Source organism: Corynebacterium occultum (assembly GCF_009734425.1).
Classification (GTDB): Bacteria; Actinomycetota; Actinomycetes; order Mycobacteriales; family Mycobacteriaceae; genus Corynebacterium; species Corynebacterium occultum.
The window spans coordinates 1,272,465-1,299,120 of the sequence record NZ_CP046455.1; the positions used below are offsets into that span (position 1 = coordinate 1,272,465).

22 protein-coding genes and 1 pseudogene are annotated in these 26,656 nt (G+C 62.6%); 11 read left to right on the forward strand and 12 right to left on the reverse strand.

From position 1 onward, the window contains the following. Positions 1-7: 7 nt before the first annotated feature. The 3 genes from COCCU_RS05965 to gatB all read left to right on the forward strand — a co-directional run bounded on the left by COCCU_RS05965 (position 8) and on the right by gatB (position 4,140). Positions 8-1,426 carry a DHA2 family efflux MFS transporter permease subunit gene (locus COCCU_RS05965; protein ID WP_156230667.1) on the forward strand — a complete coding sequence of 473 codons (1,419 nt, stop codon included), beginning with the start codon at positions 8-10 and terminating at the stop codon, positions 1,424-1,426. Between the two features lie 28 nt (positions 1,427-1,454). Further along, positions 1,455-2,486: a 6-phosphofructokinase gene (locus tag COCCU_RS05970; RefSeq protein WP_156230668.1), complete on the forward strand. Its 1,032-nt coding sequence runs from the start codon at positions 1,455-1,457 to the stop codon at positions 2,484-2,486. A gap of 148 nt (positions 2,487-2,634) precedes the next feature. Beyond that, positions 2,635-4,140 carry an Asp-tRNA(Asn)/Glu-tRNA(Gln) amidotransferase subunit GatB gene (gatB, locus tag COCCU_RS05975; protein ID WP_156230669.1) on the forward strand — a complete coding sequence of 502 codons (1,506 nt, stop codon included), beginning with the start codon at positions 2,635-2,637 and terminating at the stop codon, positions 4,138-4,140. An 80-nt stretch (positions 4,141-4,220) separates the two neighbouring features. Here the strand turns inward: gatB and COCCU_RS05980 are convergent, their stop codons facing one another. Continuing rightward, a complete protein-coding gene (locus COCCU_RS05980) occupies positions 4,221-5,651 on the reverse strand; it encodes a glycosyltransferase 87 family protein (protein WP_197088448.1) in 1,431 nt (476 codons plus the stop codon). A 155-nt stretch (positions 5,652-5,806) separates the two neighbouring features. Here COCCU_RS05980 and mgrA point away from each other — a divergent pair, with 155 nt between their 5' ends. Next, positions 5,807-6,913, forward strand: a complete 1,107-nt coding sequence (mgrA, locus tag COCCU_RS05985; protein ID WP_156230671.1) for an L-glyceraldehyde 3-phosphate reductase — start codon at positions 5,807-5,809, stop codon at positions 6,911-6,913. Positions 6,914-6,915: 2 nt separating this feature from the next. Here the strand turns inward: mgrA and COCCU_RS05990 are convergent, their stop codons facing one another. Next, positions 6,916-7,629: a LysE/ArgO family amino acid transporter gene (locus tag COCCU_RS05990; protein WP_197088449.1), complete on the reverse strand. Its 714-nt coding sequence runs from the start codon at positions 7,627-7,629 to the stop codon at positions 6,916-6,918. A 67-nt stretch (positions 7,630-7,696) separates the two neighbouring features. On the opposite strand from COCCU_RS05990, the gene COCCU_RS05995 reads away from it, so the two are divergent. Then, entirely contained in the window at positions 7,697-8,590 is an 894-nt protein-coding gene (locus COCCU_RS05995) for an ArgP/LysG family DNA-binding transcriptional regulator (protein WP_156232648.1), read from the forward strand. A gap of 3 nt (positions 8,591-8,593) precedes the next feature. Here COCCU_RS05995 and COCCU_RS06000 read toward each other — a convergent pair whose 3' ends face one another. Then, a complete protein-coding gene (locus tag COCCU_RS06000) occupies positions 8,594-9,673 on the reverse strand; it encodes a glutathione S-transferase family protein (protein ID WP_156230673.1) in 1,080 nt (359 codons plus the stop codon). A 177-nt stretch (positions 9,674-9,850) separates the two neighbouring features. Between COCCU_RS06000 and COCCU_RS06005 the strand changes: the two genes are divergently transcribed. Then, positions 9,851-10,930 (forward strand): DoxX family protein, encoded by a 1,080-nt coding sequence (locus COCCU_RS06005; protein ID WP_156230674.1) that lies wholly within the window; start codon positions 9,851-9,853, stop codon positions 10,928-10,930. A gap of 134 nt (positions 10,931-11,064) precedes the next feature. Next, positions 11,065-11,433 (forward strand): hypothetical protein, encoded by a 369-nt coding sequence (locus COCCU_RS06010; protein WP_156230675.1) that lies wholly within the window; start codon positions 11,065-11,067, stop codon positions 11,431-11,433. On the opposite strand, the gene COCCU_RS06015 is transcribed toward COCCU_RS06010, so the two are convergent. From COCCU_RS06015 to COCCU_RS06030, 4 genes are all read right to left on the reverse strand, one after another. After that, positions 11,392-12,684, reverse strand: coding sequence for a glycosyltransferase family 87 protein (locus tag COCCU_RS06015; protein ID WP_231598889.1), 1,293 nt, complete (start codon positions 12,682-12,684; stop codon positions 11,392-11,394). The two genes, COCCU_RS06010 and COCCU_RS06015, sit on opposite strands and share 42 nt — an antisense overlap. A 105-nt stretch (positions 12,685-12,789) precedes the next feature. Beyond that, positions 12,790-14,631: a dihydroxy-acid dehydratase gene (gene ilvD / locus COCCU_RS06020; RefSeq protein WP_156230676.1), complete on the reverse strand. Its 1,842-nt coding sequence runs from the start codon at positions 14,629-14,631 to the stop codon at positions 12,790-12,792. 84 nt (positions 14,632-14,715) lie between these two features. Further along, the gene (locus COCCU_RS06025; RefSeq protein ID WP_156230677.1) at positions 14,716-15,282 is read right to left on the reverse strand and encodes a PH domain-containing protein; all 567 of its coding nucleotides are present in this window, start codon (positions 15,280-15,282) and stop codon (positions 14,716-14,718) included. Positions 15,283-15,325: 43 nt separating this feature from the next. Further along, the gene (locus COCCU_RS06030; RefSeq protein ID WP_156230678.1) at positions 15,326-16,993 is read right to left on the reverse strand and encodes a mechanosensitive ion channel domain-containing protein; all 1,668 of its coding nucleotides are present in this window, start codon (positions 16,991-16,993) and stop codon (positions 15,326-15,328) included. 428 nt (positions 16,994-17,421) lie between these two features. Between COCCU_RS06030 and COCCU_RS06035 the strand changes: the two genes are divergently transcribed. From COCCU_RS06035 to ilvC, 3 genes are all read left to right on the forward strand, one after another. Next, positions 17,422-19,326, forward strand: a complete 1,905-nt coding sequence (locus COCCU_RS06035) for an acetolactate synthase large subunit (protein WP_156230679.1) — start codon at positions 17,422-17,424, stop codon at positions 19,324-19,326. After that, the gene (ilvN, locus tag COCCU_RS06040; protein WP_156230680.1) at positions 19,327-19,845 is read left to right on the forward strand and encodes an acetolactate synthase small subunit; all 519 of its coding nucleotides are present in this window, start codon (positions 19,327-19,329) and stop codon (positions 19,843-19,845) included. A 222-nt stretch (positions 19,846-20,067) separates the two neighbouring features. Next, positions 20,068-21,081: a ketol-acid reductoisomerase gene (gene ilvC, locus COCCU_RS06045; protein WP_156230681.1), complete on the forward strand. Its 1,014-nt coding sequence runs from the start codon at positions 20,068-20,070 to the stop codon at positions 21,079-21,081. 21 nt (positions 21,082-21,102) lie between these two features. Here the strand turns inward: ilvC and COCCU_RS06050 are convergent, their stop codons facing one another. From COCCU_RS06050 to COCCU_RS06070, 5 genes are all read right to left on the reverse strand, one after another. After that, positions 21,103-21,840 (reverse strand): site-specific integrase, encoded by a 738-nt coding sequence (locus COCCU_RS06050; RefSeq protein WP_197088450.1) that lies wholly within the window; start codon positions 21,838-21,840, stop codon positions 21,103-21,105. 571 nt (positions 21,841-22,411) lie between these two features. Next, entirely contained in the window at positions 22,412-23,686 is a 1,275-nt protein-coding gene (locus COCCU_RS06055; protein ID WP_156230683.1) for a hypothetical protein, read from the reverse strand. Positions 23,687-23,825: 139 nt separating this feature from the next. Next, positions 23,826-23,999 carry a hypothetical protein gene (locus tag COCCU_RS06060; RefSeq protein WP_156230684.1) on the reverse strand — a complete coding sequence of 58 codons (174 nt, stop codon included), beginning with the start codon at positions 23,997-23,999 and terminating at the stop codon, positions 23,826-23,828. Between the two features lie 26 nt (positions 24,000-24,025). Then, positions 24,026-24,490, reverse strand: coding sequence for a hypothetical protein (locus COCCU_RS06065; RefSeq protein WP_156230685.1), 465 nt, complete (start codon positions 24,488-24,490; stop codon positions 24,026-24,028). 1,203 nt (positions 24,491-25,693) lie between these two features. Beyond that, a complete protein-coding gene (locus COCCU_RS06070; RefSeq protein ID WP_156230686.1) occupies positions 25,694-26,044 on the reverse strand; it encodes an ImmA/IrrE family metallo-endopeptidase in 351 nt (116 codons plus the stop codon). Positions 26,045-26,204: 160 nt separating this feature from the next. Here COCCU_RS06070 and COCCU_RS06075 point away from each other — a divergent pair. Beyond that, positions 26,205-26,655 (forward strand): annotated as a pseudogene (locus COCCU_RS06075) (IS6 family transposase); the annotation flags it as partial. Position 26,656: the final 1 nt, after the last annotated feature.

Here is a 26,656-nt window from a genome sequence, read left to right on the forward strand (position 1 = left end):
CAGTCCAATGAGCCAGCCGAACCCCAACTCCCTGGTCCTGCCCGCACCTCAGGCATGGCGGGCACTGATCGCACTGTGCATCGGCTTCTTCATGATCCTGCTGGACCAGACCATCGTTGCGGTGGCCACCCCGGCCTTCCAGGTGGAGCTGGGTGCCTCCATGAACCAGATCGTCTGGGTCACCTCGATCTACCTGCTGTGTGTGCTGGTGCCGATGCTCTTCACCGGGCGGCTCGGGGACCGTTTCGGGCAGCGCAATCTCTACCGGGTGGGCATGATCATCTTCATCCTCTCCTCCCTGGTCTGTGGGCTGGCACCCAATATTGAGACGCTCATCGCGGCGCGTGCGGTGCAGGGCCTGGGCGCGGCGATCCTCACCCCGCAGACGATGAGTGTGATCAACCGGGTCTTCGCCCGGGAGAAGCGGGGTGCCGCCCTCGGGGTCTGGGGTGCAGTCGGTGGGGTCGCCGGTGTGGTGGCACCCACCCTGGGTGGTTTCATCGTCGAATCGGTGGGCTGGCAGTGGATCTTCCTCATCAATCTTCCCATCGGTGTGCTCTCCCTGGTGCTGGTGAGCCTCTGGGTGCCGGACATGCCGCGCCAGGTCCGTCGCATCGACACCCCCAGCGTGATCGCCTCCCTGGCGGGTATGGGGGCGCTGGTCTTCGGCATCCAGCAGGGCCCGGAGCTGGGTTGGCCCTGGTGGGTGTGGGTGCTCCTGATTTTCGGCGGGGTCGTCATGTTCGGCTTCATCCGCCTGCAGCGCAGTGCCGTCCGGCGGGGCAGTGACCCCCTGCTCCCCTTGGAGATCTTCCGGAACCATAATTTCTCCCATGGCGCCTTCTCCATTGCCACGATGGGTTTCACCGTCTCCTCGATGATGTTGCCGATCATGTTCTTCCTGCAGAACGGCCGGGGGCTCAATGCCCTCCAGGCCGGTCTGATGATGCTGCCGATGGCGGCCCTGTCGATTGTGATTTCCCCGTTGGCCGGTCCCTTGGCGGATCGCCTCCACCCCCGGATCCTGTCGATGATCGGTTTCGCGGCGATGGCACTGGCCCTGCTCAGCGCTTCCGCGGTGATGCGCCTGGATGTGGCGCTGTGGTGGTTCCTGCTTCCGGTGCTGGTGATGGGTGTGGGCCAATCCCTGATCTGGGCGCCGAACTCCGCGACCTCCATGCGCACCATGGATCCCCGCCACATGGGGGCAGCCTCCGGGGTGTACAACACCGCCCGCCAGGTCGGGGCGGTCGCGGGTGCGGCGGCGGTGGGCGCGGCGATGCAGACCGGGCTGGACCAGCTCGAGGTCAATGTGGTGATGGCCAACGCCATCCTGCTGCCCAGCATCGCCCTGATCGCAGGCTTCATCGCGGTCTCCCGTTTCCGGGCGGAGACACTGGACGATGGGGCGGCCAGCCCTGCGTGAGTCCGGTGCCACGACTAGCATTGGCACCATGCGAATTGCGACTTTGACATCGGGCGGAGACTGCCCCGGATTGAATGCCGTCATCCGGGCCATCGTGCGGACCGCCAACGCGGAATTCGGCTCCACCGTGGTCGGCTACCAGGATGGTTGGGTCGGCCTGATGGAGGATCAGCGGGTACAGCTCTACGATGATGAGCACATTGACCGCATCCTGCTGCGCGGCGGCACCATCCTCGGCACCGGTCGACTGCACCCCGACAAGTTCAAGGCCGGGCTGGAGCAGATCAAGCAGAATCTGGCGGAAGCTGAGATCGACGCCCTGATCCCGATCGGCGGGGAGGGCACCCTCAAGGGAGCGAAGTGGCTCGCCGACAACGGTATCCCCGTGGTAGGTGTACCCAAGACCATTGACAATGATGTCAACGGCACCGACTACACCTTCGGTTTCGACACCGCCGTCGCCGTGGCCACCGATGCCATTGACCGGCTGCACACCACCGCGGAGTCCCATAACCGGGTGATGATCGTCGAGGTCATGGGACGCCACGTCGGCTGGATCGCCCTGCACGCCGGGATGGCAGGCGGCGCCCACTACACCGTGATCCCCGAGGCTCCCTTCGACATCGCCGATATCTGCAAGAAGATGGAGCGACGCTTCCAGATGGGCGAGAAGTACGGCATCATCGTCGTCGCCGAGGGTGCACTGCCCAAGGAAGGCACCATGGAGCTGCACGAGGGCGAGGTTGACCAGTTCGGCCACAAGACCTTCACCGGCATGGGCCAGCAGATTGCCGATGAGATCCACAAGCGCCTCGGCCATGATGTCCGTACCACCGTGCTGGGCCACATCCAACGTGGTGGCACCCCCACCGCCTTCGACCGCGTGCTGGCCACCCGCTACGGGGTGCGCGCGGCCCGTGCCTGCCATGAGGGCCAGTTCGGCAAGATCGTCGCCCTCCACGGTGAAAGCATCGAGATGGTTCCGCTCGCCGATGCGGTGGACACCCTGAAGGAAGTTCCGCGCCGCCGCTATGAGACCGCCCAGGCGGTCTTCGGCTAGCACCTCCGCTTATCGACGTCCCCGCAAACCCCCACCCCGTTGCTGACCCTCTGGCGGACGGGGACGGGAGACCCTGCTCACGGTGGAGGCTGAGGTAGCGCACCCCTGATGACGCATCAACTCTTCGGGAGGGTTAGAATCTGGACTCATGACTGCCGCCATTTATGACCTGATGGACTTTGAAGAAGTCCTGGAGAAGTTTGATCCCGTCATGGGCCTGGAGGTCCACGTCGAGTTGGCCACGGAGACCAAGATGTTCTCCGCCAGCTCCGCTCACTTCGGTGCGGCACCGAACAGCAATGTTGATCCGGTGTCGCTGGGCCTGCCGGGCGCACTGCCTGTCGTCAACGCCAAGGGTGTGGAGTGGGCCATCAAGATCGGCCTCGCCCTGAACTGCTCCATCGCCGAGTCCTCCCGCTTCGCCCGGAAGAACTACTTCTACCCGGATCAGCCGAAGAACTACCAGATCTCCCAGTACGATGAGCCGATCGCCTATGACGGCTACCTCGATGTCCAGCTCGAGGACGGCACGGAGTGGCGCGTGGAGATCGAGCGCGCCCACATGGAGGAGGACACCGGAAAGCTGACCCACCTGGGCGGCACCTCCGGCCGTATCCACGGTGCCACCGCCTCCCTGGTGGACTGCAACCGCGCCGGCGTCCCCCTGATCGAGATCGTCACCAAGCCCATCGAGGGTGCCGGTGGACGCGCCCCGGAGATCGCCAAGGCATATGTCTCCGCGCTGCGTGACCTGGTGAAGGCCCTCGGGGTTTCCGATGGCCGCCTGGATCAGGGATCCATGCGCGTGGACTCCAACCTCTCCCTGCGCCCGATCGGCCAGGAGGAGTTCGGTACCCGTACCGAAACCAAGAACATCAACTCCCTGAAGTCCGTGGAGCAGGCTGTCCGCTTCGAGATGATGCGCCAGGCCGCCGCCCTCGAAAATGGGGAGGAGATCTTCATGGAGACCCGCCACTACCAGGAGACTGATGGTTCCACCTCGAAGGGGCGTCCGAAGGAGACCGCGGAGGACTACCGATACTTCAATGATCCGGACCTGCCCCCGGTCATCGCCCCGAAGGAATGGGTCGAGGAGATCCGCGCGACCCTGCCGGAGCTGCCCTGGGTTCGTCGTGACCGCATCCAGAAGGAATGGCAGCTCGGTGACGCCGAGATGCGTGACCTGGTCAACGCTGGCGCCCTGGACCTGATCATCGCCACCGTCGAGGAGGGTGTCACCCCGGATGAGGCACGTGCCTGGTGGGTTAACTATCTCGCCGCCAAGGCCAAGGAAGCCGAGGTTGATCTTGACGCCCTGCAGATCACCCCGGCCCAGGTTGCCGAGGTCGTCGGCCTGGTCAAGGAAGGCAAGCTGACCACCAAGCTGGCCCGTCAGGCCATTGATGGTGTGCTGGCCGGCGAAGGCGATGTCTCTACCGTGGTCAAGGGCCGTGGTCTGGAGGTCGTGCGTGACGACGGCGCGATCGAGGCCGCCGTGGATGAGGCTCTGGCCGCCAACCCGGGCATCATCGAGAAGTACAAGGCCGGCAACACCAAGGTCACCGGTGCCATCGTCGGCGCCGTGATGAAGGCCACCCGCGGTAAGGCTGACCCGGCCCAGGTGAACAAGCTGATCGCCGAAAAACTGAAGTAATCCTCAGCGCAATAAACTAATGTCCTGCTCCCCCCCCTGGGAAGTTCCCGGGGTGGGGAGCAGGACATTTTTCTTTGCATCTAGAAGATGAGCACCACTGAGCCGATGCTCATCACCACCGCCACCGGGAGCAGCAGGAATGACCAGCCCCGGGCCAGTGGGTTGTCGATATGCCCGGCCCCGGTCTGCGTCTCCTCCTGGGGCGGCAGGAGGCGGGGGAGCAACAGTGCGCTGATCACGAGGAAGATCGCGATGATCAGGTAGGAGTTGCCCCAGGGCTGCACCCACCAGGACCAGTCAAGTTCCTGCTCCCGGGTATTCGGCAGGGACCAGTGCGGCTGCAGGAGGACGCAGGAGATGCTCAGGAGGGTCATCCCGCCGGCCACCCGTCGGGTCAGCGGGTCCCGGTCCCAGCTGCGCCACAGTGTCACCGCACAGAGCAGGGCCACCGGCACCAGCCACACCCAGTGGTGGGACCAGGAGACCGGGGAACAGACCAGGGCCACCAGGGAGTTGAGCATCACCAGCCCGAGGGCGGAGGTTTCCGCCGAGGACGCAGCGCCTTGTACCCGCAGCATGGCCGCGATGATGCCCACCAGTCCCAGGATGACCAGCACCAGCCAGGCCGGGCCCACGGAACTCTCGGGAAGCACCCTGAAGAGCATGCCCTGGAAGGACTGGTTAGCGGTGTAAGCCAGACCACCGATCCGGTCGGTGTTCTGTAGGGTGTCCAGCCAATAGGTCCAGGAGATGGTGGGGTTCAGGGCGAAAGCCAGGAGGGTGAAGAACACTCCGGAGGCCACCGTGGTGGCAGCTCCCTTCCAATCCCGCCGGACCAGGAAGTAGAGGATGAACACCGCCGGAGTCAGCTTGATGGCGGCAGCCAGGCCGATGAGAATACCCCGGGGCAGACGCGATTGACGCCCCAGGGTGTCGAGCAGCACCAGCAGCATGAGCAGCACGTTGATCTGGCCAAAGCTCAGGGTCTCGCGCACCGGTTCAAAGAGCAGCGCCACTGGCAGCGCCCAGGTGGCCAGGATCCGGTGGTCGACCGTCCCCAGCTGGGGCAGGGCACGACGCAGCACGATCACCATGCACCACCACAGCAGAACCACGGTGATGAGGGCCCAGACCGCGGCCCCCGGCATCATCGGCAGCAGGGTAAGCGGGGTGAAGAGGATGGCACCCAAGGGGGGATAGGTGAAGGGGAGGACAATGCCGCGCACCTCATAGTCCCGGAGGTAGATGTTGTCACCGGCGAGCAGGGCCAATGCGCCTTCCCGGTAGACGTGGAAGTCAATGTGGTAGCGCAGCACATTGATCTCGGTGCCGTTTAAGATGCCACCCCAGATACTGGGGATATCGAAGACCCAGGGCAGCAGGACCACGGTGGTGGCGAGCAGGGCGAGGAGCGTCCTGATGCGGTGACGGGGTCCCTGAAATACGGGGAGCGGGGAGGGGCCGGGGGAGGCGCTCTCGGCCACGGAGGGGACTGAAGGGTTACTGAGCACAACCTGACTATATCCACCTGAGCATTCGGAGTGCGGTGTCGGAGGGGGAGTCGGGCTGTGAATCACAGCAGAACGCACCTTCCGTGCCACGGGGGTGACACCACCCTGAGGAGGCTTTAGAGCGCAACGCCGGAAAAAGAGGCACACTTGTCTACATGACCTTCGATCGCACCGTTCCGGCACCTTATGTTCCCGCCACCAGCCGCTATGAGGGTATGGAGTACCGCACCGTCGGTCGCTCCGGACTCAAGCTACCGGCCATCTCCCTCGGCCTCTGGCACAACTTCGGCGATGATAAGCCGATGGCCACCCAGCGCCAGATCATCCACCGTGCCTTTGACCGCGGAGTCACGCACTTCGACCTGGCCAACAACTATGGCCCGCCCGCGGGTTCCGCCGAAAGCAACTTCGGCCGCATTCTGCGGGAAGACCTGAAGTCCCACCGTGATGAACTGATCATCTCCTCCAAGGCGGGTTGGAACATGTGGTCGGGGCCCTATGGCTTCGGTGGTTCCCGCAAGTACCTGATGTCCTCGCTGGATCAGTCCCTGGAGCGCCTGGGCCTGGACTATGTCGACATCTTCTACCACCACCGCCCCGACCCGGACACCCCGCTGGAGGAGACCCTCTATGCTCTGCGCGATATCGTCAACTCCGGCAAAGCCCTGTATGTGGGCATCTCCTCCTATGGCCCGGAGCTGACCGCCGAGGCCGCTGAGTTCATGGCGGAGGAGGGTTGTCCGCTGCTGATCCACCAGCCGAGCTATTCCATCGTCAACCGCTGGGTAGAGGAACCTGGCGAGGATGAGGAATCCCTGCTGGAGTCGGCCGTCGATAATGGCCTCGGCGTGATCGCCTTCTCCCCGCTGGCACAGGGCCTGCTCACCGACCGCTACCTCAAGGGGGTGCCGGCTGATTCTCGTGCGGCGGCAGGTAAGTCACTGAGCGAGGGGATGCTCTCCCAGGAGAATCTGGCGATGGTCTCCCAGCTCAATGACATCGCCTCCGAACGTGGCCAGACCCTGGCGCAGATGGCGCTGGCCTGGGTGCTGCGCAAGCAGGGTGAATTCGGTGAACAGACCGTGGCCAGTGCCCTGGTGGGTGCCTCCTCGGTGGCGCAGCTGGATGAGAACCTGGCGGCCCTGGACAACCTGGAATTCTCCGAGGCTGAGTTGGCCGCCATTGATGATGCCGCCTCAGATGCCGGGATCAATATCTGGGCCGGGGCCACCAGGTCCAAGATCCACGACGAAAAGAACTAGCTTTACATCAGTGCCAGGTTGGTGGCGATCACGCCCAGCACCACGGCGATGATCACGTTGAGCACCCGCCATACGCGGGGGCTCGACAACGGCCGGGAGAGCAGCCTGGCCCCATAGCCCACCACCGGGAACCAGAGCAGACTGGCCAGGAAGGCGCCACCGCTAAACAGCCAGCGCCCCGTGTCCCCGTGCTGGTTGGCGATGCCGCCGATCATCACCAGGGAGTCCAGGTAGGCGCCCGGGTTGAGCCAGGTCAGTGCAATGGCCAGCATCATGGGCTTGAACCAGGGTCGACTCAAGGCCTGTTCCTTGATTCTGGTGGGGGAGGGTAGAACCCGGGTCCGGGTCAGCACTGCACTGCCGGAGCCGCTGGGCACCACTTCGTTGGAGGCCCGGGGAGCGGACTCCTCGACGATCTTGACTTCTCCGGGGCGCAGGGCGTCGCGAAGCGCGAGCAGGGCGAACCAGCCGAGGTAGGCCACACCGGCCCACTTGATCACCTCGAGCACCAGGGGTGCTGATTCCGTCAGCACGCCCACGCCCAGGGTGCCGGCGGTGAAGAGGATGACGTCCGAGATCAGGCACACCAGAATCACCGCGGTGATTCCCTCACGACGAACACCCTGCTTGAGCAGCAGGATATTCTGCGGGCCGATGGCCACGATCAGGGAAAGGCCGAGAAGAAAACCGGAGAGCACAATGGACATGAGTTTCATTCTGCAGTCAGGCAGTGCTGAAGTAAATTTGATGAATCTCATCTTGGTTTAGAATTGCTTCATGAACTTGAATCCCCAGCACCTGCAGACCCTGCTCGCCATCGTCGATGAGGGCAGCTTCGAGATCGCTGCTGTGGTGCTCGGGATTTCACCCTCGGCGGTCAGCCAGCGGATCAAGGCCCTGGAAAAAGAGGCCGGGCGGGTACTGGTCCGCCGGACCTCCCCGGCGACCGCCACCGATGCTGGGGAGGTGCTGGTGCAGGCCGCCCGTCGGATGGCGCTGCTGCAGGCGGAAACCGCCAACCGTCTACGCGGCCGGATCGACCGCGTCCCCCTGGCCGTGGCGCTCAACGCAGACTCCCTGGCCACCTGGTTCCGTCCGGTGCTCGCGGATGTTGCGGGTTATGGCGAGGCCACCCTCCAGCTCTATGTCGAGGATGAGTCCCATACCCTCAGTGCTCTGCGGCGTGGCGATGTGCTCGGGGCAGTGACCCGGGAGGCGGGAGCTGTCTCCGGATGCGAGGTCATCGAGCTGGGGGAGATGCGTTATCTGGCGGTGTCCACCCCGCAGCTGCGGGATGAATTCTCCCACCCGGGACACGTTGACTGGGCCAGAATGCCGGCGCTGCGTTATGGCCCGCGGGATGCCCTGCAGGACGGTGATCTAGTGGAGAGGCTTGATTTAGGCGAGACGAGGAATCGTCGTATCTCCCAGATCCCCTCCTCGGAAGGCTTTCTCGAAGCCGTCCGCGTTGGCCTGGGGTGGGCGCTGGTGCCCGATCTCCAGGTCGCGCCGCTGCTGGAGAAGGGGGAGCTGGTGCTTCTCGACGATCGCGTCGCCCGGGTCCGCCTCTACTGGCAGCGGTGGCGCCTGGAGTCGGAACTGCTGGGGCTTCTCAGTGAGGCGGTGATCGCCGCCGCCGGCGAGGCGATCAACACGGATCGCGCCGAACTGCGCTAGGCATTAAACCTGGAAAGGCTCCGGGTTCTTCACCTGCTCACCGGCAGGGACCGGGCCCGGCAGGGTGGTTCCCTTGGCGAAGGGGGAGCCGCCCAGCTTCTCGCGGCCATGTGCGCTCATCAGGCCGGAGAGATCCGGTCCGGCGGGGATGATCTGGGTCGGGTTGACCTCCTCATGGACCACGAAGTAGTGCTCCTTGATCTCGGCGAAATCGGTGGTGTCACCGAATCCCGGGGTCTGGAAGAGGTCTCGTAGATAACCCCAGAGGTTCGGCATCTCGGTGATCTTGTTCCGGGAGCACTTGAAGTGCGAGTAGTAGACCGCGTCGAAGCGGATCAGGGTGGGGTAGAAGCGGATATCAGCCTCGGTGATGTGATCGCCCATCAGGTAGCGACGGGTGGAAAGGCGCTCCTCCAGCCAGTCCAGGGCCACCCAGAGACGTTCATAGGCCTCATTATGGGCTTCCTGGGAGCCGGCGAAACCGGTGCGGTAAACACCATTGTTGACCTCGGTGAAGATGCGTTTCATCACCGGGGCCATTTCTTCGCGAAGGTGCTCGGGGTAGAGCTCCGGTGCGCCTTCGCGGTGGAACTGCTTCCACTCCAGGCTGAAGTCGATGGTGATGGAGGGGTAGTCATTGGTGACCACCTTCCCGGAGGACTCCTCCACGATGGCCGGAACCGTGATGCCCCGCGGGTAGTCGGGGAAACGATTGAAGTAGGCGTCCTGCAGGCGGGGGATTCCCAGCACCGGGTCCACCTTGCCCGGATCCAGGTCGAAGGTCCAGGAGCGGACATCATGGGTGGGGCCGGTCAAGCCCAGGGAAATGACATCTTCCAGTCCGAGCAGGCGGCGGGTGATCACGGTGCGATGTGCCCAGGGGCAGGCGCGTGCGGCGATGAGGCGGTAACGGCCAGCTTCGACGGGCCAGTGGAAGGTGTCGTCGTCCTGGGGGATCGGATCGGATCCTGCCGGGACGTCGGCGACAATGCGGTCGGTAATGTAATTGGTGTCGCGGACGAACTCGCCGTCCGAGGAAGCGTTCTTGGGGGCTCCCGCCCAGTCCTTGTTCTCGTTGCTCATGTCAGAACTCCTGCCCTAATTGTGTGACGTGTCAACAACTATAGCTGGAAAGCGTCGTTTCCGCCACCGTGATGGACTCGGTCCCCCCGGGGAAGTGAAACCTCCTCCTGCCCCGAATTTCCCCGGCGCGCCGCAACAATCTCAACCTGAGGTTGAGGTTTCACCTACGCTGGCAGCATGAGCGATGAACAGAAGAACCCCAAACCAGACCGCGCCGGAGACGGTCTCGATGACCTCGATGTACCCACCTACCGCCCGGGCAGGGCAGCCTCCGCCACATCCGGGAAGGAGGAGGTCCCGAGCACCAGCATCTATGAGCGCATCGGAAGGGCAGCCCCGCAGAGTATTCCCGCCAAGCCGAAACAGAAGGGTGCCGATGTGCCCCCCGCCCCTTCAGGTGAGGAAACCTCTTCCTTCAAGGCGGCCAGCGTCCCCGAGCGCTCTGAGCCGCTGCGCTCTGATGCCCCCACCACCGCATTCAGCCGCCCCCCGAAGACTGAGGCAGCTGCGGCGAAAACCACCCAGATCCCCGCGGAATCCTCCTATCAGGACACTGATTTCGCCCCCACCACCTCAGGAGACACCGTGACGTCCTCCACGCAGCCCACGTCCGAGTCCACCCCACAGCCCTTCGACACCCCGGCCGCAGCCGGAACTTCCGGGGGGCTCTACACCGGCAGCACCGCCGTGGATGCCACCACGGACACCCCGGACGAGATCCGTGACAAGGCCCGGGAGGGCAAGCGCGGCACCATCGACTGGGGCATCCTGCTGATTCGCCTGCTGCTCGGCGCCTACCTGGTGCTCACCTCGGTGGCCACCTTCTTCCAGCTGGGCGGTAATGCCGGTCTGGCCGGACTGGAAAGCGAGTACGCCGGCTATGTCCTACCCAATATCCTCGCCATCCTCGTGCCTTCCCTGCAGCTGGCAGCGGGTGTGTTCCTCATCTTCGGCCTGATCACCCCGCTCTTCGCGGCGATCGCCACCGTGGTGACCTCTTTCACCGCACTTCACGCCCTCTCTGACAGTGGAGCCGGCCTGAATATCTTCGCCTGGGATGACTCGGTGATGCTCTCGGTGATCCTGCTGGTCATTTCCCTGGCACTGCAGTTCACCGGCCCGGGCCTCTACTCCTTCGACTTCAGCCGCGGCTGGGCACGACGCCCCCTGGTCAGCTCCTGGATCTTCGTGGTGTTGGGCATTGCAGGTGCCGTGGCACTCTGGTGGTTCGGAGCCGGGGTCAACCCGCTGAACTGACCTTTCCAGCTTCGCTCATGAGAAAGACGTCCGTGCCCTCCTTGGGGGTACGGACGTCTTAATTATTTTTCGTCGGGGACATACACTTATGGTGACGAAATAGGAAGCGCAGTCAGGGAAGAGGCCGACAGGACATGAATGAGTTCAAACCCACGGCATTTGATGTGTTCCATCTCTTCGCTCTCCTGCTCGGGGGTGGGATGCTGATGACATCCCTGCTTGGCCGATCTTCCTTGTTCGCAGGAGGTGCCCTGATCATGCTTGGCGCCCTCGGGGTGGGTGTGGTGCTGCTGCTGGCTGGATCAGTGACCTGGTTCTTCTCCGGCAGCACTATTCTGGTGGGCCTGGGAATGCTGCTCAGCCCGCACCGGGAGTTCGTGCATCAGGAATTAGTGGTCTTTCCCCCCGGGGCGGCCGTGCTGATCCCGGGGTATGCCCTGGTGCTACTTGGTGGCCTGTCCTTAGTGGTGTGCCTCAGAAATCGCTGGTTCAGTTATCGGTAGCCTGCGCACCGAGAACCACAGGGCCACCAGGTAGACCAGGGCCAGCCAGACGAAGTCCGAGACCTGGAACTTCTCCCACACGCTCAGGGTGAACACGTCCACGCCATCTCCGAACCACCACTTCGGTGGTTCGGTCAGCACCAGATAGGTCCAGAGCAGGGTGGTGCCACCTAGCAGGTAGGTGGGCCAGCCGTCGGGGAAGAGGTTCAGGCAGTGCCAGAGGGTGACCGGCAGCAGCAGCGCCAACCAGACCCAGTGGTGGGACCAGGAGACCGGGGAGATCAGCAGCATGACCACCGCATTGACCAGTACCGCGTCGGTGTGTAACCCCCGTTTGATCAGGGCCAGCATGAGGGCGGCACCAGCGGCGATCACCAGGACCACCAGGACCAGCCAGATGAGGTTGAGGATGGTGCCGTGGGCCTCCATGGCTTCCCGACTGTCGAAGAAGCGCATCACCATGCCCTTCAGCGAGCTGTTGGAGGTGTAGGTGGAGTCCACCCCGAATTCACTGGTGGTGCCCATACCCAGCAGCACCGTTGAGAAGTACTCCCAGGTGGCGTCCCAGCGTGCCGCAGCGGCAATCAGGGTCACCAGGATGGCCGAACCGATGGCCACGAAGATGGCCTTGAAATCCCGGCGCAGCAGGAAATAGAGCAGCATGGCGGCCGGGGCGATCTTGATGGCGGCAGCCACGCCGATCAACCAGCCCTGGGGCAGGAAACGACGTTTGCGGGGCATGAGATCCAGCACCACCAGGGTCATCAGGATGACATTGATCTGGGCGAAGGAGGCATTGAGCCAGATCGGTTCGATCAACAGCGCCAGCGGCCAGGTCAGGGCGGTGAAGGTGAGCACCTCGGTGCGGCTGGCCTCTTTGAGGAAGGTGCGCAGCACCAGGTAGAGGCAGAGGGCCAACAGAAATCCGGAGAGGAGGATGATGAAATCCCCGGCCTCGTCATCATCCATCCACCCGAAGACCGTCAGGGGGGTGAGCACCAGGGCCCCGAAGGGCGGATAGATGAAGGGCAGGGCCAGGTCCCCGGCGTACATCGGTTGGGAGTACATCTCACCACCCTGGAGGAACTCCCGCACACCGGCGCGATAGATGATCATGTCGACCGGGAAGTCGGTGATCTTGGTCTGGCGGAAGATCAACCCGAGGGAGGCCAGCACACCGATGAGGGTGAACATCCGGTGATAGGCCGGTGGCAGATGAAGCTTGTCTTTAACTCCTGGGGCTATAGTCACCCAACCGAGGGTAGGGGGCATTCCGGGGAAAAGACAAAACCCACACCGGGTGATGGTGTGGGTTAATCTCCCGGGAAGAATTTTCCGGGGAAACAGCCTTGGGGCTTAGTCGACCTGGCGGACGGCACCCTTGTCGGCGCTGGTGGCCAGCTTGGCGTAGGCGCGCAGGGCCTTGGAGACCTTGCGGTTACGGCCGACCGGGGTCCAGGGCTGCTCGGAGGCCTCCATGGCGGCACGGCGCTGGGCCAGGACCTCCTCGTCGACGTCGAGGCTGAGCTGACGGTTGTGGACGTCGATGGTGATCTGGTCACCATTCTCGATCAGTGCGATCAATCCGCCATGGGCGGCCTCGGGGGAGATGTGGCCGATGGAGAGACCGGAGGTGCCGCCGGAGAAGCGGCCGTCGGTGATCAGGGCGCACTTCTTGCCCAGGCCGGCTCCCTTGAGGAAGGCGGTGGGGTGCAGCATCTCCTGCATGCCGGGGCCACCGGAGGGGCCTTCATAGCGGATGACCACGACCTCGCCGGCCTGGACCTCACGCTTGAGGATCATGGAGACGGCGGCTTCCTGGCTGTCGACCACACGGGCCGGGCCGGAGAAGTGCCACAGCTCCTCCTCAACGCCGGCGGACTTGATCACGGCACCGTCCTCGGCCAGGTTGCCACGCAGGATGACCAGGCCACCGTCCTTGGTGTGGGCGTGCTCCACATCGTGGATGCAGCCGTTGACGGCGTCGGTGTCGAGGCTGGACCAGCGGTTGGAGGTGGAGAAGGCTTCGGTGGTGCGAACTCCGCCGGGGGCGGCGTGGAAGAGTTCGATGGCCTCCTCGGAGGCCTTCCCGCTACGGATGTCCCAGGTCTCCAGCCATTCCTTCATGGTGGCGGAGTGGACGGTGTGGACGTCCTCGTTGAGCTTGCCACCCCGGTAGAGCTCACCGAGGATGGCGGGGATGCCACCGGCGCGGTGGACATCCTCCATGTGGTAGTCGGAGTTCGGGGCGACCTTGGACAGGCAGGGGACCCGCTTGGAGAGCTCGTCGATGTCGTACAGGTCGAATTCGAGTTCGCCTTCCTGGGCGGCGGCCAGGATGTGGAGGACGGTGTTGGTGGAACCACCCATGGCCATGTCCAGGGCCATGGCGTTCTCGAAGGCGGCCTTGGTGGCGATGGCGCGCGGCAGGACGGACTCGTCCTCTTCGCCGTAGTAACGGCGGCAGAGCTCGACGACGGTTTCACCGGCCTTCTCGAAGAGGGCCCGCCGGGCGGTGTGGGTGGCCAGGGTGGAACCATTGCCCGGCAGGGAGAGGCCGAGGGCCTCGGTGAGGCAGTTCATGGAGTTGGCGGTGAACATGCCGGAGCAGGAACCGCAGGTGGGGCAGGCGGACTCCTCGACCTTGGCCAGACCCTCATCACTGACCGCCTCATCGGCGGAAGCGGAGATGGCGGTGACCAGGTCCATGGGGGCGTTGGCGACACCGTCGACGACGACGGCCTTGCCGGCTTCCATCGGGCCGCCGGAGACGAAGACCACGGGGATGTTCAGCCGCATGGCGGCGTTGAGCATGCCCGGGGTGATCTTGTCGCAGTTGGAGATGCATACCATGGCGTCAGCGGTGTGGGCGTTGACCATGTACTCCACGGAGTCGGCGATGATCTCCCGGGAAGGCAGGGAGTAGAGCATGCCGCCGTGTCCCATGGCGATGCCGTCATCGACGGCGATGGTGTTGAACTCCTTCGGCACGCCCCCGGCGGCACGGACCGCACCGGCGACGATGTCGCCGACATCCTTCAGGTGCACATGTCCCGGAACGAACTGGGTGTAGGAGTTGACGATCGCGACGATCGGCTTGCCGAACTCATGCTCCTGGGTGCCGGTGGCGCGCCATAGCGCGCGGGCTCCCGCTGCATTACGGCCGACGGTGGTGACTTTTGAACGAAGGGGGATCAAGGGGGTGCTCCTGAAAAGAGGCGTGCAGTTATGGCGGAAAGTGGGGGAGGGCCGGGCCTGGGGCTGGGGGTAGGCCTAGGTCTGTTATTCCCTGGGGGTGGCGCTGCTCTGGGCCTGTTCGGCCTCGGCGGCTTCCAGGCGGGCTTTCTCAGCCTCGCGCTGGGCGTACTCCTCACGTGAGATGAGAACCTGGCGGCCATCCTTGTTGTGGATGACGACCTTGGCCTCGGCGGCTTCCTTACCGGCGGTCAAGGCATCGGGGATCCGACCGGTGGAGGCTTTTTGGAGGAGGGGGAGTGAGTTGAAGGTGACACCGGGCAGAACATGGTCCTTGCCTGCAGTGGTGCGCAGCTGGGCCTTGGCACCCTTGAAAGCCACGCCCTCGATCTGCTCCCAGCCGAAACGACGGTTGGCCTTGAAGGCGTAGTCGATCTCGACGCCCTCATCATTGACGCGGGTCTCGGATTTGATGACCCACCAGGCGAAGAGGATCGGGAGGGCGAGGATCCAGAAGAGGTACAGCGGGGCGTAGCCGACACCGAAGAGGAAAATCAGGAAGATGACCACGGCCGCGAGGAGGTGGGTTCGTTCGGGTTGGAACTTCACTGACTCGGACTGGTTATCTGCTGGTTGGCCTGCCTTGGAACTCATAGCCAACATAGTAGTCACCACCCCCGCCCACCCGTAATCCGGGCTAGAAGCTGTCAGCGGTCTCCGGAACTTCCGCGCCCTGGGTGCCCTGCGGCTGAGTCTGCAGCTGCTGGGTCTGCTGCTGCGGGGCCGGTCCTGCGGTGGGGGTGGTCGCCGGGGCCGGGGTCTGCTGCTGTTGCGGCTGGGGTTCCGGCTGAGTGGCGGCGGTCGGGGTGGTGTTGTCCTGCTGCTCCTGACCCGGGGTGTCGGTGGGGCCGGTGGTTTCAGTGTCGAGGGTCAGACCCGTGGTTTCGGTCGGGGTGGCTTCCTGGGTGGGCTGGGTGGCCGAGGCCGTCGGCTCGGACTCCTGCGGGGTCGGCTCTGCAGGGGCGGTGGTGGCGGCGGGGCGGGGGTTGTTCTCCAACCATTCCTCGGAGGGCTCAACCAGCAGCAGGCGGAAGAAGACCAGCACCATCAGGGTCACCAGCAGTCCGGTGGTGGAGGCTCGGACCCGACCACCGATCGTGCTGATCTTCCGCCAACGGGAGAGATTCTCCACCGGCTCCAGCTCGATGGTCCCGGGTGCTTCCTCCTCATCAGTGTGGGGCTGCATGGTTTCGCTCGGGGTGCGGGCAGGATCCCGCCCCTGCTCATCGGCGAGCTTCACGGGGGGTGTGGCGAGTTCGGCAGGCTTATCGACGTCCTCGTCATCCTCGGTCTGCCGGGCCTGCTTGGTGGGCTCGGGCTCGGGGTCGTCGAAGGCGACGTCGATAAGCGGGTCGCTGCGGAAGGCGCGGCTGATGTTCTCCTCGGGGTTCACCAGCGGGGTGGTGACCAGCTGATCCCGGAGTTCGCCGGAGACGGTGGTGGCGGAGCCGTATTCATCCCAGAACTCATCGAGGATCTCGGTGCGCACCGCACGTTCCACCATCCAGTGGTTGCCGGCGGTGACCTGGATCATGAAGCGCATGTCGATCATCCAGGGCATGCCGACCACGCCGGGTGGCTGGATGTCCACACCCGGTTGGACATCAAGTTCGCCGAGCAGTTCCCGGGCGATCTCAGGTCGTTCCAGGGCGCGGCGGGTGGCGGCCTCGGAGCGAGCGATCACCTCGGCCGAGTCCTGGGAACCCAGCAGCGGCACGGGGATGACGACCACGGCTCGTGACCAGTAGTTGGAGGCGTTGATGCAGACCTTGGCGGTGGAGTTCGGGACGATCACCGTCTCCTGCTTGAGGGTACGGATCCGGGTGGCGCGCATGGTCACCTGGATGATGGTGCCCTCCACGACCACCCCGTTGCCCTCGAAACGGACCCAGTCCCCGACACCGAACTGCTTCTCGGTGAGGATGAAGAAACCGGCGAGGAAGTCCGCGATGATCGACTGGGCGCCCAGGCCGATGGCTGCGGAGAGCACCGTCGCCGGAAGCGCCGCACCCGCCAGGGAGAAGCCCAGCATCTGCAGGAAGAAGACCAGCAGCACGAAGTAGGCGATCAGCTGCCCGATGTAGACCACCACGCCGGCCAGGGCGCGCTGGGTCTTGCCTTCATCGGCGGCATCCGGATCGTCCTCGGCGGCCTTCTCGATGTTGCGGTTGATGAACCACAGGGCAAATCGGCCGACCCGTGGTACCAGAAGTGCGAGGATCACCAGCAGGGCCAGGTCGAGGCCGGTGCTGGTGAGCCAGTCCCAAATGACGGAGGAGAGGTATCTCAGGCTTAGAAGCTGCATAAGCTGAGAGCCTAGTCCCTCCACCCACCCTGTTCAGGCCGTTAAAACTGGCTGGGAGACAGTTGCGGTGTCGGTGCTCACACGTCGGTCGGGGGTGAGAGATTGGTGTCCTTTAGGGCGTGGCCGAGGGTGCTGTGTATTATTGGGTCCATGATCATTATTCGACTTGTAGACGTACCCGCGCGGCGCCTGCCGTAACGGCTTACAAGTCGTACCGACAAGCGCCCTCGACAGCACCCACCACAGTGGCTGTTCGAGGGCTTTGTCATTGTGGTCGTGGCAACCCGACGGCGCACAACGTGCCAAAATGATTTCCGTCACAACCGCCACTCTCCCCGACCAACGGTGACCCCGGGGTGGGGAAGTGTGGGACTGGGGCGGGAAAATTTCAGAATAAATGATTCTTGAAGATTAGGAGCCAAGAAGTCGTGAACGTGGCAGCTTCGCAACAGCCCACTCCGGCGACGGTCGCACAGCGCGGCCGGAACACGCCGGAGAAGATGACCGGTGCCCAGGCAATTGTGCGTTCCCTGGAGGAGCTCGGCACCGATGTGGTGTTCGGCATTCCCGGTGGTGCTGTCCTCCCTCTCTATGACCCGCTCTATTCCTCGGAGAAGCTGCGCCACGTCCTGGTCCGCCATGAGCAGGGTGCCGGCCACGCCGCCACCGGCTATGCGCAGTCCAGTGGCCGCGTCGGTGTCTGCATCGCCACCTCCGGCCCGGGTGCCACCAACCTGGTCACCCCGCTGGCCGATGCCAACCTGGACTCCGTCCCGATCGTGGCCATCACCGGCCAGGTCGGAACCGGCCTGCTGGGTACCGATGCCTTCCAGGAGGCGGACATCCGCGGTGTGACCATGCCGATCACCAAGCACAACTTCATGGTCACCGAACCCGATGACATCCCGCAGGCCCTGGCCGAGGCATTCCACCTCGCCGCCACCGGCCGCCCCGGCCCGGTCCTGGTCGACATCCCCAAGGATGTCCAGAATGCGGAGGTCAACTTCGTCTGGCCGCCGCAGATCGACCTGCCCGGCTACAAGCCGGTGACCACCCCGCACTCCCGCCAGATCTCCCAGGCGGTCAAGCTCATCGCCGCGGCCGAGCGACCCGTCCTCTATATCGGCGGTGGCGTCATCAAGTCCAACGCCCATGCAGAGCTGATGGCCTTCGCGGAGTACACCGGCATCCCGGTCGTCACCACCCTGATGGCGTTGGGATCCTTCCCGAACTCCCACCCCCTGCACATGGGCATGCCCGGTATGCACGGCACCGTCCCGGCGGTCGGCGCCATGCAGAAGTCCGACCTGCTGATCGCCATCGGCTCGCGTTTCGACGACCGTGTCACCGGTGAGGTCGAGAGCTTCGCCCCTGATGCGCAGATCATCCACGCCGATATCGACCCGGCCGAGATCGGCAAGATCCGCCCGGTCAAGGTCCCGATCGTCGGCGACGCCAAGGAGGTCCTGGTTGCCCTGCTGAACACCTACCAGGCAGATCCGGAGCGGGCCGTCCCGCGCATCGACACCTGGGTTGCTGAACTCAACGATCTCAAGCAGCGCTTCCCGCGCGGTTATGAAAAGCCCGATGACGGCATGCTTTCCCCGCAGTTCGTCATCGAGTCCATCTCCCGGGAGGTCGGCCCCGACGCGGTCTACTGCGCCGGTGTCGGCCAGCACCAGATGTGGTCCGCACAGTTCCTCGATTTCGAGAAGCCGCGCACCTGGCTGAACTCCGGTGGTCTGGGCACCATGGGCTACGCCGTTCCGGCCGCCGTGGGTGCCAAGGCCGGCACCCCGGAGAAGGAGGTCTGGGCGATTGACGGTGACGGTTGCTTCCAGATGACCAACCAGGAGCTGACCACCGCCGCCATCGAGGGCTTCCCGATCAAGGTCGCCGTGATCAACAACGGCAACCTCGGCATGGTCCGTCAGTGGCAGACCCTCTTCTATGGGGGCCGTTACTCCAACACCAAGCTGCGCGAGCAGAACGAGTACATCCCGGACTTCGTCAAGCTTTCCGAGGGACTGGGTTGCGTCTCCTTCCGTGTCACCAAGGAAGAGGAGGTCCTTCCGGCCATCCGCAAGGCACGGGAGATCAATGACCGTCCGGTGGTCATCGACTTCATCGTCGGTGAGGACGCACAGGTCTGGCCGATGATCTCCTCCGGCGCCTCCAACTCGGATATCCAGTACGCCAAGGATCTTCGTCCCTTCTTCGAGGGAGATGAGTCCGCCGCGGAATCTCCGGCGGAGATCCATGAGGCGATTGAGGCACATGCCGAGGATGCCGCAGAACGCATTGCCGCTGAGCGAAACGCAGAGGAGAACTAAATGTCGAACACCGAAATGACCCGCAATATCCTCAGCGTTCTGGTCCAGGACATCGAGGGCATCATCTCCCGCGTCTCGGGGATGTTCACCCGTCGTGGCTTCAACCTGGTTTCCCTGGTCTCAGCCAAGACCGACACCGAGGGCATCAACCGCATCACCATTGTGGTGGACGCCGATGAGCTACGCATCGAACAGATCACCAAGCAGCTCAACAAGATCATCCCCGTGCTCAAGGTCGTCCGTCTGGATGAGGACACCACTATCGCCCGCGCCCTGATGCTGGTCAAGGTCGCCGCGGACGCCAATAATCGCCCCCAGATTGTCGACGCCGCGAATATCTTCCGCGCGCGTGTGGTCGATGTTGCCCAGGAGTCCGTGGTCATCGAGGCCACCGGCACTCCGGGTAAGCTGCGTGCCCTGCTGGATGTCCTCGAGCCCTTCGGCATCCGGGAGCTGATCCAGTCCGGTCAGATCGCGCTGAACCGCGGTCCCAAGACCATGGCGCCCTCCAAGTTTTAACCCCCGCTGGGCCCACCCGCTAACCTCACCCGAAAATCCCATCAGGTGAGACGTGGGTGGGAAAGTCGCAGGAAAAATCCAAAACGCGACCCAAAAGACCCACGCACTATCTCATTGTGCGATACTGATAAGAAAGTCACCGGCACTTTGAGTGGAAGCGAAAATCTTCCGCGGTAGCGCAGGTGCACACTGACTGTTCAACGAAAGGTGAGTTTCACACTCATGGCTATTGACGTTTTTTACGATGCAGACGCTGATCTCTCCCTGATCCAGGGCCGTAAGGTCGCTGTCATCGGCTACGGCTCCCAGGGCCACGCTCACTCCCAGAACCTGCGCGAGTCCGGTGTCGAGGTCGTCATCGGCCTGCGCGAGGGCTCCAAGTCTGCGGAGAAGGCCAAGGAGGCCGGCTTCGAGGTCAAGACCACCGCTGAGGCTGCTGCCTGGGCCGACGTCATCATGATCCTGGCTCCGGACACCTCCCAGGCAGAGATCTTCACCAACGATGTCGAGCCGAACCTGAAGGACGGCGACGCCCTCTTCTTCGGCCACGGCCTGAATGTCCACTTCGAGCTGATCAAGCCGGCTGACAACATCGTCATCGGCATGGTTGCCCCGAAGGGCCCGGGCCACCTGGTTCGTCGTCAGTTCGTCGATGGCAAGGGTGTTCCCTGCCTGATCGCCATCCACCAGGACCCGAAGGGCAACGGCCGCGACCTGGCCCTGTCCTACGCCTCCGCCATCGGTGGTGGCCGTGCAGGTATCATCCCCACCACCTTCGAGGCTGAGACCGTCACCGACCTCTTCGGTGAGCAGGCTGTGCTCTGCGGTGGCACCGAGGAACTGGTCAAGACCGGTTTCGAGGTCCTGACCGAGGCTGGCTACGAGCCGGAAATGGCCTACTTCGAGGTTCTGCACGAGCTCAAGCTGATCGTTGACCTGATGTTCGAGGGTGGCATCGCCAACATGAACTACTCGGTCTCCGACACCGCTGAGTTCGGTGGCTACATCTCCGGCCCGCGTGTCATCGACGCCGACACCAAATCCCGCATGAAGGACATCCTGACCGATATCCAGGACGGCACCTTCACCAAGCGTCTGATCGCCAACGTCGAGGGTGGCAACAAGGAGCTCGAGGGCCTGCGTAACGAGTACGCCAAGCACCCGATCGAGCAGACCGGTGCCCAGCTGCGCGACATGATGAGCTGGGTCAAGAACCCGCTGACCGAGACCGCCTAGTCTGACCTGGTAAAATAGGGTTTATGGTACCGCCTTCAGGTGCCCATGTCCCGCAAAAATCCCGCAACCGATCGCGCTGGAGATCGCATCCCGCATTCCCGTCCCATCCCGGTCGAGAATATGGGTGTAGACATCCAGCGTCATCGACGCACTAGAGTGCCCCATCACAGCACTCACCTCATGGATCGGCCGACCCGCCGTAATGAGGGACGAAGCGAAGAAATGCCTCAGGGAATGGAAGTGAACTCGCTCCACCCCGGCATGCTTCGCAGCGCGAGACACATACACCGCCAACCTGGATGACCTCAAGGACTGGCCCTGCGCCCCACAGAACACCCAATCTGTGGGGCGCTTTTCGTATATCTGCCGCCGGAGGATCACCTCAAGCTGCGGGGCAATCGGAATATCCCGCCGGCCTGCCCGCGACTTCAACGGCCCTCGCTTCCTGGTGCGCACATCCAACTGCTGGGTGAGATGGATGGTGCCGGTGTCTAGGTCGAGATCATCGACGATCAGACCGCACAGCTCATTGATCCGCATGCCCGTCAACATTGCGGCGACCATCATATCCGCCATCACTGGTGCCGGCTGGGTCTTGTAGGTCTGTGGCTCCGCACCCTTCTGCTTCACCTCGGTGTAGGTCGCACCCTCCCGGAGCAACCGCACCACCACATTAACCTCCTCCATGGTCGGAATATCTTCTCGACGCACGGCCTCATCATTCTCTAGCTTGGGCACCACAACGGGGGAGCGTGACACAATGCCCTCCTCAATTGCCCACCGATAAGCCGACCGCAAACGCCGAAGCTGATCCCGCGCCGTCCCCGGAACCAAGCCGTTATCATCCTTTGACAACCAAGACCGACACGTCGTCAAATCCCTGAACCAATCCGATACATGCTTGGTGGTCAGCTTCCGGGCCGGATAGTTAGCGATCGGGGGAGGTGTTTGTTCAGGGTGTAGTGGTACAGGTCCATGGTGGATTGTCGACGTGGGGCTGAGTGCATCCAGCCTTCGTAGATTTCTCGCCCAGTGGTTTTTCCCAGGGATGGGTCTAACCATGTGCCTCGGGCAATCGCTTCGACTTGCTGCGCGTCGTACGCTTTCGCGGCCTTCTCTGTGGGGAAACTCTTTGAGTGCTCTTTGCCTGAGGGGTCGCGGTAGCGCACAATCCAGATAGGTTTCTGCCCTTTATCCTGCGGTGAGCCCTTCTTTGGGCGTCGTTGAACCGCCATCGTCTATACTTCCTTTGTCTGAATCTATTGGTAGGTCGGACACTGCCCCTTCACCCCTGGTCTGGACGCCTGGGTGGAGGGGCAATTTTGCGGTTCTAGTATTGGTGCGTTTCGACCCAGGTGACAGCTTCACAGAGTTGTGGGTCGGTGATGTATCCCTGCTGGCAACCATCAAGAGTCTGGATCTCGCCGGACGTTGGGTTTCGTTGGCCTTGGTCATTGGTCCCGTATCCACACTTGTATGCGGGGCAGGTGCCGCCGTCTGCGACGGGGATATTAGCGAGTCGTTCTTGTTCGGCGTAGTGCTCGGCAAGGGCAGGGTTGTCGGGGCTGGAGTAGTAGTGCTCTGCATAGGGGTCGGATTGGCTCGAACCCTGTGGCGTGGTGGCTGATGTTTCCTGGGCGGCGGTCGTCGACTGATCGATGGGCGCACCTTCCCTAGGTGTGGGCTCGGATATGTCTTGAGGGACCGGCCACGCGAAGGACACCGGCTCGTACGGTTCGTCAAGGACGATGTTCTCCGGAAGCTCTGCAACCCAGTACTCCTCGACTGCTCGAGCTTTCTGCCCCGCGTCGATCGGATTGGAGAACGACCTGAAGCCTGGCATGTCGTCGGCAGGGTCGTTGCACTCGGAAGTAGGCATGAAGTCGACGGCATACCCGTCGGCAGTAGTGCCGTCCCAACCGCTGACGGAGTAGTTGACCTGGTGCTCGATTACCTCGAATTCTCCAGTGATCTGAATGAAGTAGCCGTGGTCGTTGTAGTAGCCGTCGTAGGGCCCGTCGCTGTAGCCATTCAGCCCGGTGTGGCACTGTTCAGAAACACTGATGTCGTCGATGCGGACATTGATGTCGCGTGGCCCATCCGCCCCGACCGTTAGGTTCGCGGTCTCACCAAGCTCGAGCACGACGGGGTCAGGAGATGCTTTGGAGGTGGCTGACGATGTGGTGGTGTCGGTACCGAATTCTTCTGCAAAGTTCAAGTCTTCGTAGATGGGTTCCCCGTCGTTTGCGGTGACGCTGACCATCGAATCGCCTCCGGCGTTCAGCACGATCATGTTGGCATACGAGATTTCGGAGTTGGCTTTTGTGGCAGCGTCGTTGACTTTTTCCCATGCGGCTATCGCGTTGTCTTTGTCCCATTCTGGGAGGCATACACCGGTGAGGGCGAGGTCGTCGATGATGGAGACGCCGACAATTTCACCTCGGTTGGGGAGCTTAGTTGCGGACAGGTCGAGGGTATCCGGGAAGGATTTGACGGTGCAGTTGTTCTGGTAGTCGACGGTTTCTTTCCATGCGGTGTCGGTGCCGCACCCGGTGAGGCTGAGGGCGAGAGCCGTCGTGGTGGCGGCTGTGATTAGTCGTTTCATAGTGTGTTGATCCTTGCGTAGTGGTCGCGCCAGGTGCGGATGAGGTTGCTGGTGGTGCCCAGCTCGATCCCGCTTCGTTGGAAGTTTCGCCCCTTCACCCCGTGCTTCCCGGCCTGGGTGAAGGGGGCGATTTTTGTGTTTAACTGGACATGCTTGACGCTTCGAGCAGTCCGACGGCAGAGAGCACCGCCAGGGTCTCTGGGACCTGGGGGATGCTGGAGAGGACGACTGCGGCGAAGAGCACACAGATGGATTCTCCTGGCATGCCGGTCAGCATGTGCCACTGGTCGTTCATCTGAAGAAGTTGATCCATGATTTTCTCCTTAGCAGGTATGGGGATTATCGGGCGGTGACGATCGTCGCGGTGACTGTTTGCTGGTTAACCTGGACGTAAGCGCCGACCAGCTGAGCCTTGTACGACTCGTAGGGAGTGTTGATGAGTTCCTGGTACTTCGTCTCGTAGGTGCTGGTTGGGAAGGTTTCCACGTGAATGTCGATGCCGGAGGCGGCGGCCTCTGCCCGGATGTAATTCCGCTGGGAGGGGGTGGCAGTGGCGTAGGTTTGCGCCAGGTCGGAGGCGGTGTAATGGATGGTGTAGCCGCGGTTGGTGTAGTGCTGCTCGTAGCCTTCGACGATCAGGTCAACCACCTGCCAAACGTCGTAGTAGACGAAGTTCGGATCCGGGGTGGGATTCGGCGCTACAGCACTGCTAGATCCGAATGCGGATGAGCCTTGCGCGGCTGCGGTCGGGGTGAGGGTCAATGCGAGTGCGGTGACTGCGGCTGCCGCAATGAACTTCTTCATGGTGTAAATCCCGATTCTGAGAGTTGACAAAGCTTACGTTTTGCAGATTATCAGCGTGGCGCGACATTGCTCTGGTGGCTATCGAACATCACGCCCGAATGGGCTGTAGCCACATAGCTGTGATCTGCACATAGCGATCTCGCTATGTCTTCGCCAATCGGGCTATCACTTTTAGCTTTGCTGAGGCGGCTCCCAAATGGCGGCCACCTTTGTCTGAATCTATTGGTAGGTCGGACACTGCCCCTTCACCCCTGGTCTGGACGCCTGGGCGGAGGGGTTATTTTTCTTATTGCTGCATTTGGCTACTGCATGCTTCAGTCCAGCCCGAAGTTCCATCAGTGAAGAATGTCGTGCCCGTCTGGTGCATCGTGGGGTCACCGCAACTAGCGATCTGCTTGTCAAGCACGCGCGGGGTTTCGACGCTCGGGGCTCCGGTGAATCCGACAACTGGGGCCGGTGCAACGGCAGGGGCAGGAACCGGCGCTGGGACGGGTGCCGAAGAGCGAGTTTGTGGAGTACGCACCTCTGAATTGGGGGCAGATTTCGTGTCCGGTTCTTGAGGTTCAATCGAAACTTGAGTCTGCCCTGTGCTTTCAGGAAGGGGGTATTCCCATCGCCCGCCATCCAATGCGGTAAGTCGGATTGCGGTTGACCCCTCGGGGACATCCATCAAGTGGACTCTCCGTTCGGTATCTCCAAGACGAACGGGATTCATCCAGTCCGCACCTGCGGGGACCCCTGTGTCACACCATGTAGACATCGGAAGATCATGGTTAAGGCCGTCTTTAGTGAGAGCTGACCAGTCAGTCCAGATAGGGAATGTAGTGGGATCGTAATCGTTGGGGGAGGGCTTCGTTGTGATTAAAATGGTCGCCTTGACTAGGCCGGTCCCTTCGGGTCGCTCGCCCCAAGCTGTCCCGTTGCATTGCTCGATCTGTTCGAGGGATTCCACCGTGAACATGACGGAACAGTCGCCAATTGCTTCACAGTCGTAGCCAGCTTCTCTTCCAACAATTCCTTCGATGGTGCCGCCACCTTCCGAGAGTGTTGCGGAGGTCTCGGTGGTTTCGTTCTGCGCATTCGTAGTGGAGGAGTAAGTCGTGGCGGCCGAAGGATCTTCTTCAGTGCTGCTGGAGCACCCGGTTAGGAGTAGAGGGAGGGTAAAAATAAGTGGGACAAGTCGTTTCATGGGGGCCTCCTGAATTAGGCGAATTGGCGGGCGTAGAGGTTCCGCCAGGCGTTGATGATGTGGGTGGTGACACCGAGCTCTATGGCCATGGAGCCTTCGTGGCAGCCTACTAAACGTTCAGCTTGCTCATAGCTTTCTGGGGTGATGAGGACACAGGCTGCAAATTCGTCGGCCGCTTTTTCCTGGCGAGCGTGGAGGCGCCGATCCTGCATGGGCCAGTCATCATGAGCAGCATGTCCCAACTCATGGGCAAAAGTTGATCGCAACTTTCGATGCCCCATCCCTTCCCGCAGGGTGATGGTTCGGGTCTCGGGGATCCAGAGTCCTTTCACTCCTCCGCGGTGGTAGACCACCTCCACACCCATGTTTGAGGAGTGCTGTCCTGCTATCCTGAAATCTGCTTCCTGATCAAATCCCCTGTGATGCTCCTATGCTGTGTCAAGCCGATTTAAGAAGCTCCTCGTAGGCCAACTTCAACTCAGTCAATCGGCGCTTACCAGTCTCGATATCACTGATCCTTCCCAGAAGTGGTGTTACCTCTACCGTGCGATCACCGCCGGTGGGAATACCCTGGACTTCTATCTCTCCCCGAAGCGCAACGTCGCATCAGCGAAACGTTTCCTGGCTAAGACGCTGCGGTCGAACGCGTCGGCTGGGTTCCCGCGGGTGATTAATACAGATAAGGCACCCTCCCTGGCCAAGGCGATCTCCGGGCTCAAGGAAGAAGGCATCTGCCCACCGACAGTGGAACACCGGCAGGTGAAATACCTTCAGCAATGTTCTCGAGGGAGATCATGGCCGGTTGGAACGAATCCTGGGGCCGAAGGGGGCGTTCAAAAACCGGACGTCTGCCTATCGGACGTTGAAAGGGATGGAAGCGATGCATTCATTGCGGAAGGGGCAAGGCACGATGTTTGCTTACGGGCACCCGAACCCGGATGCGGCGATCGTTAGCCGAGTGTTCGAGACAGGCTGAC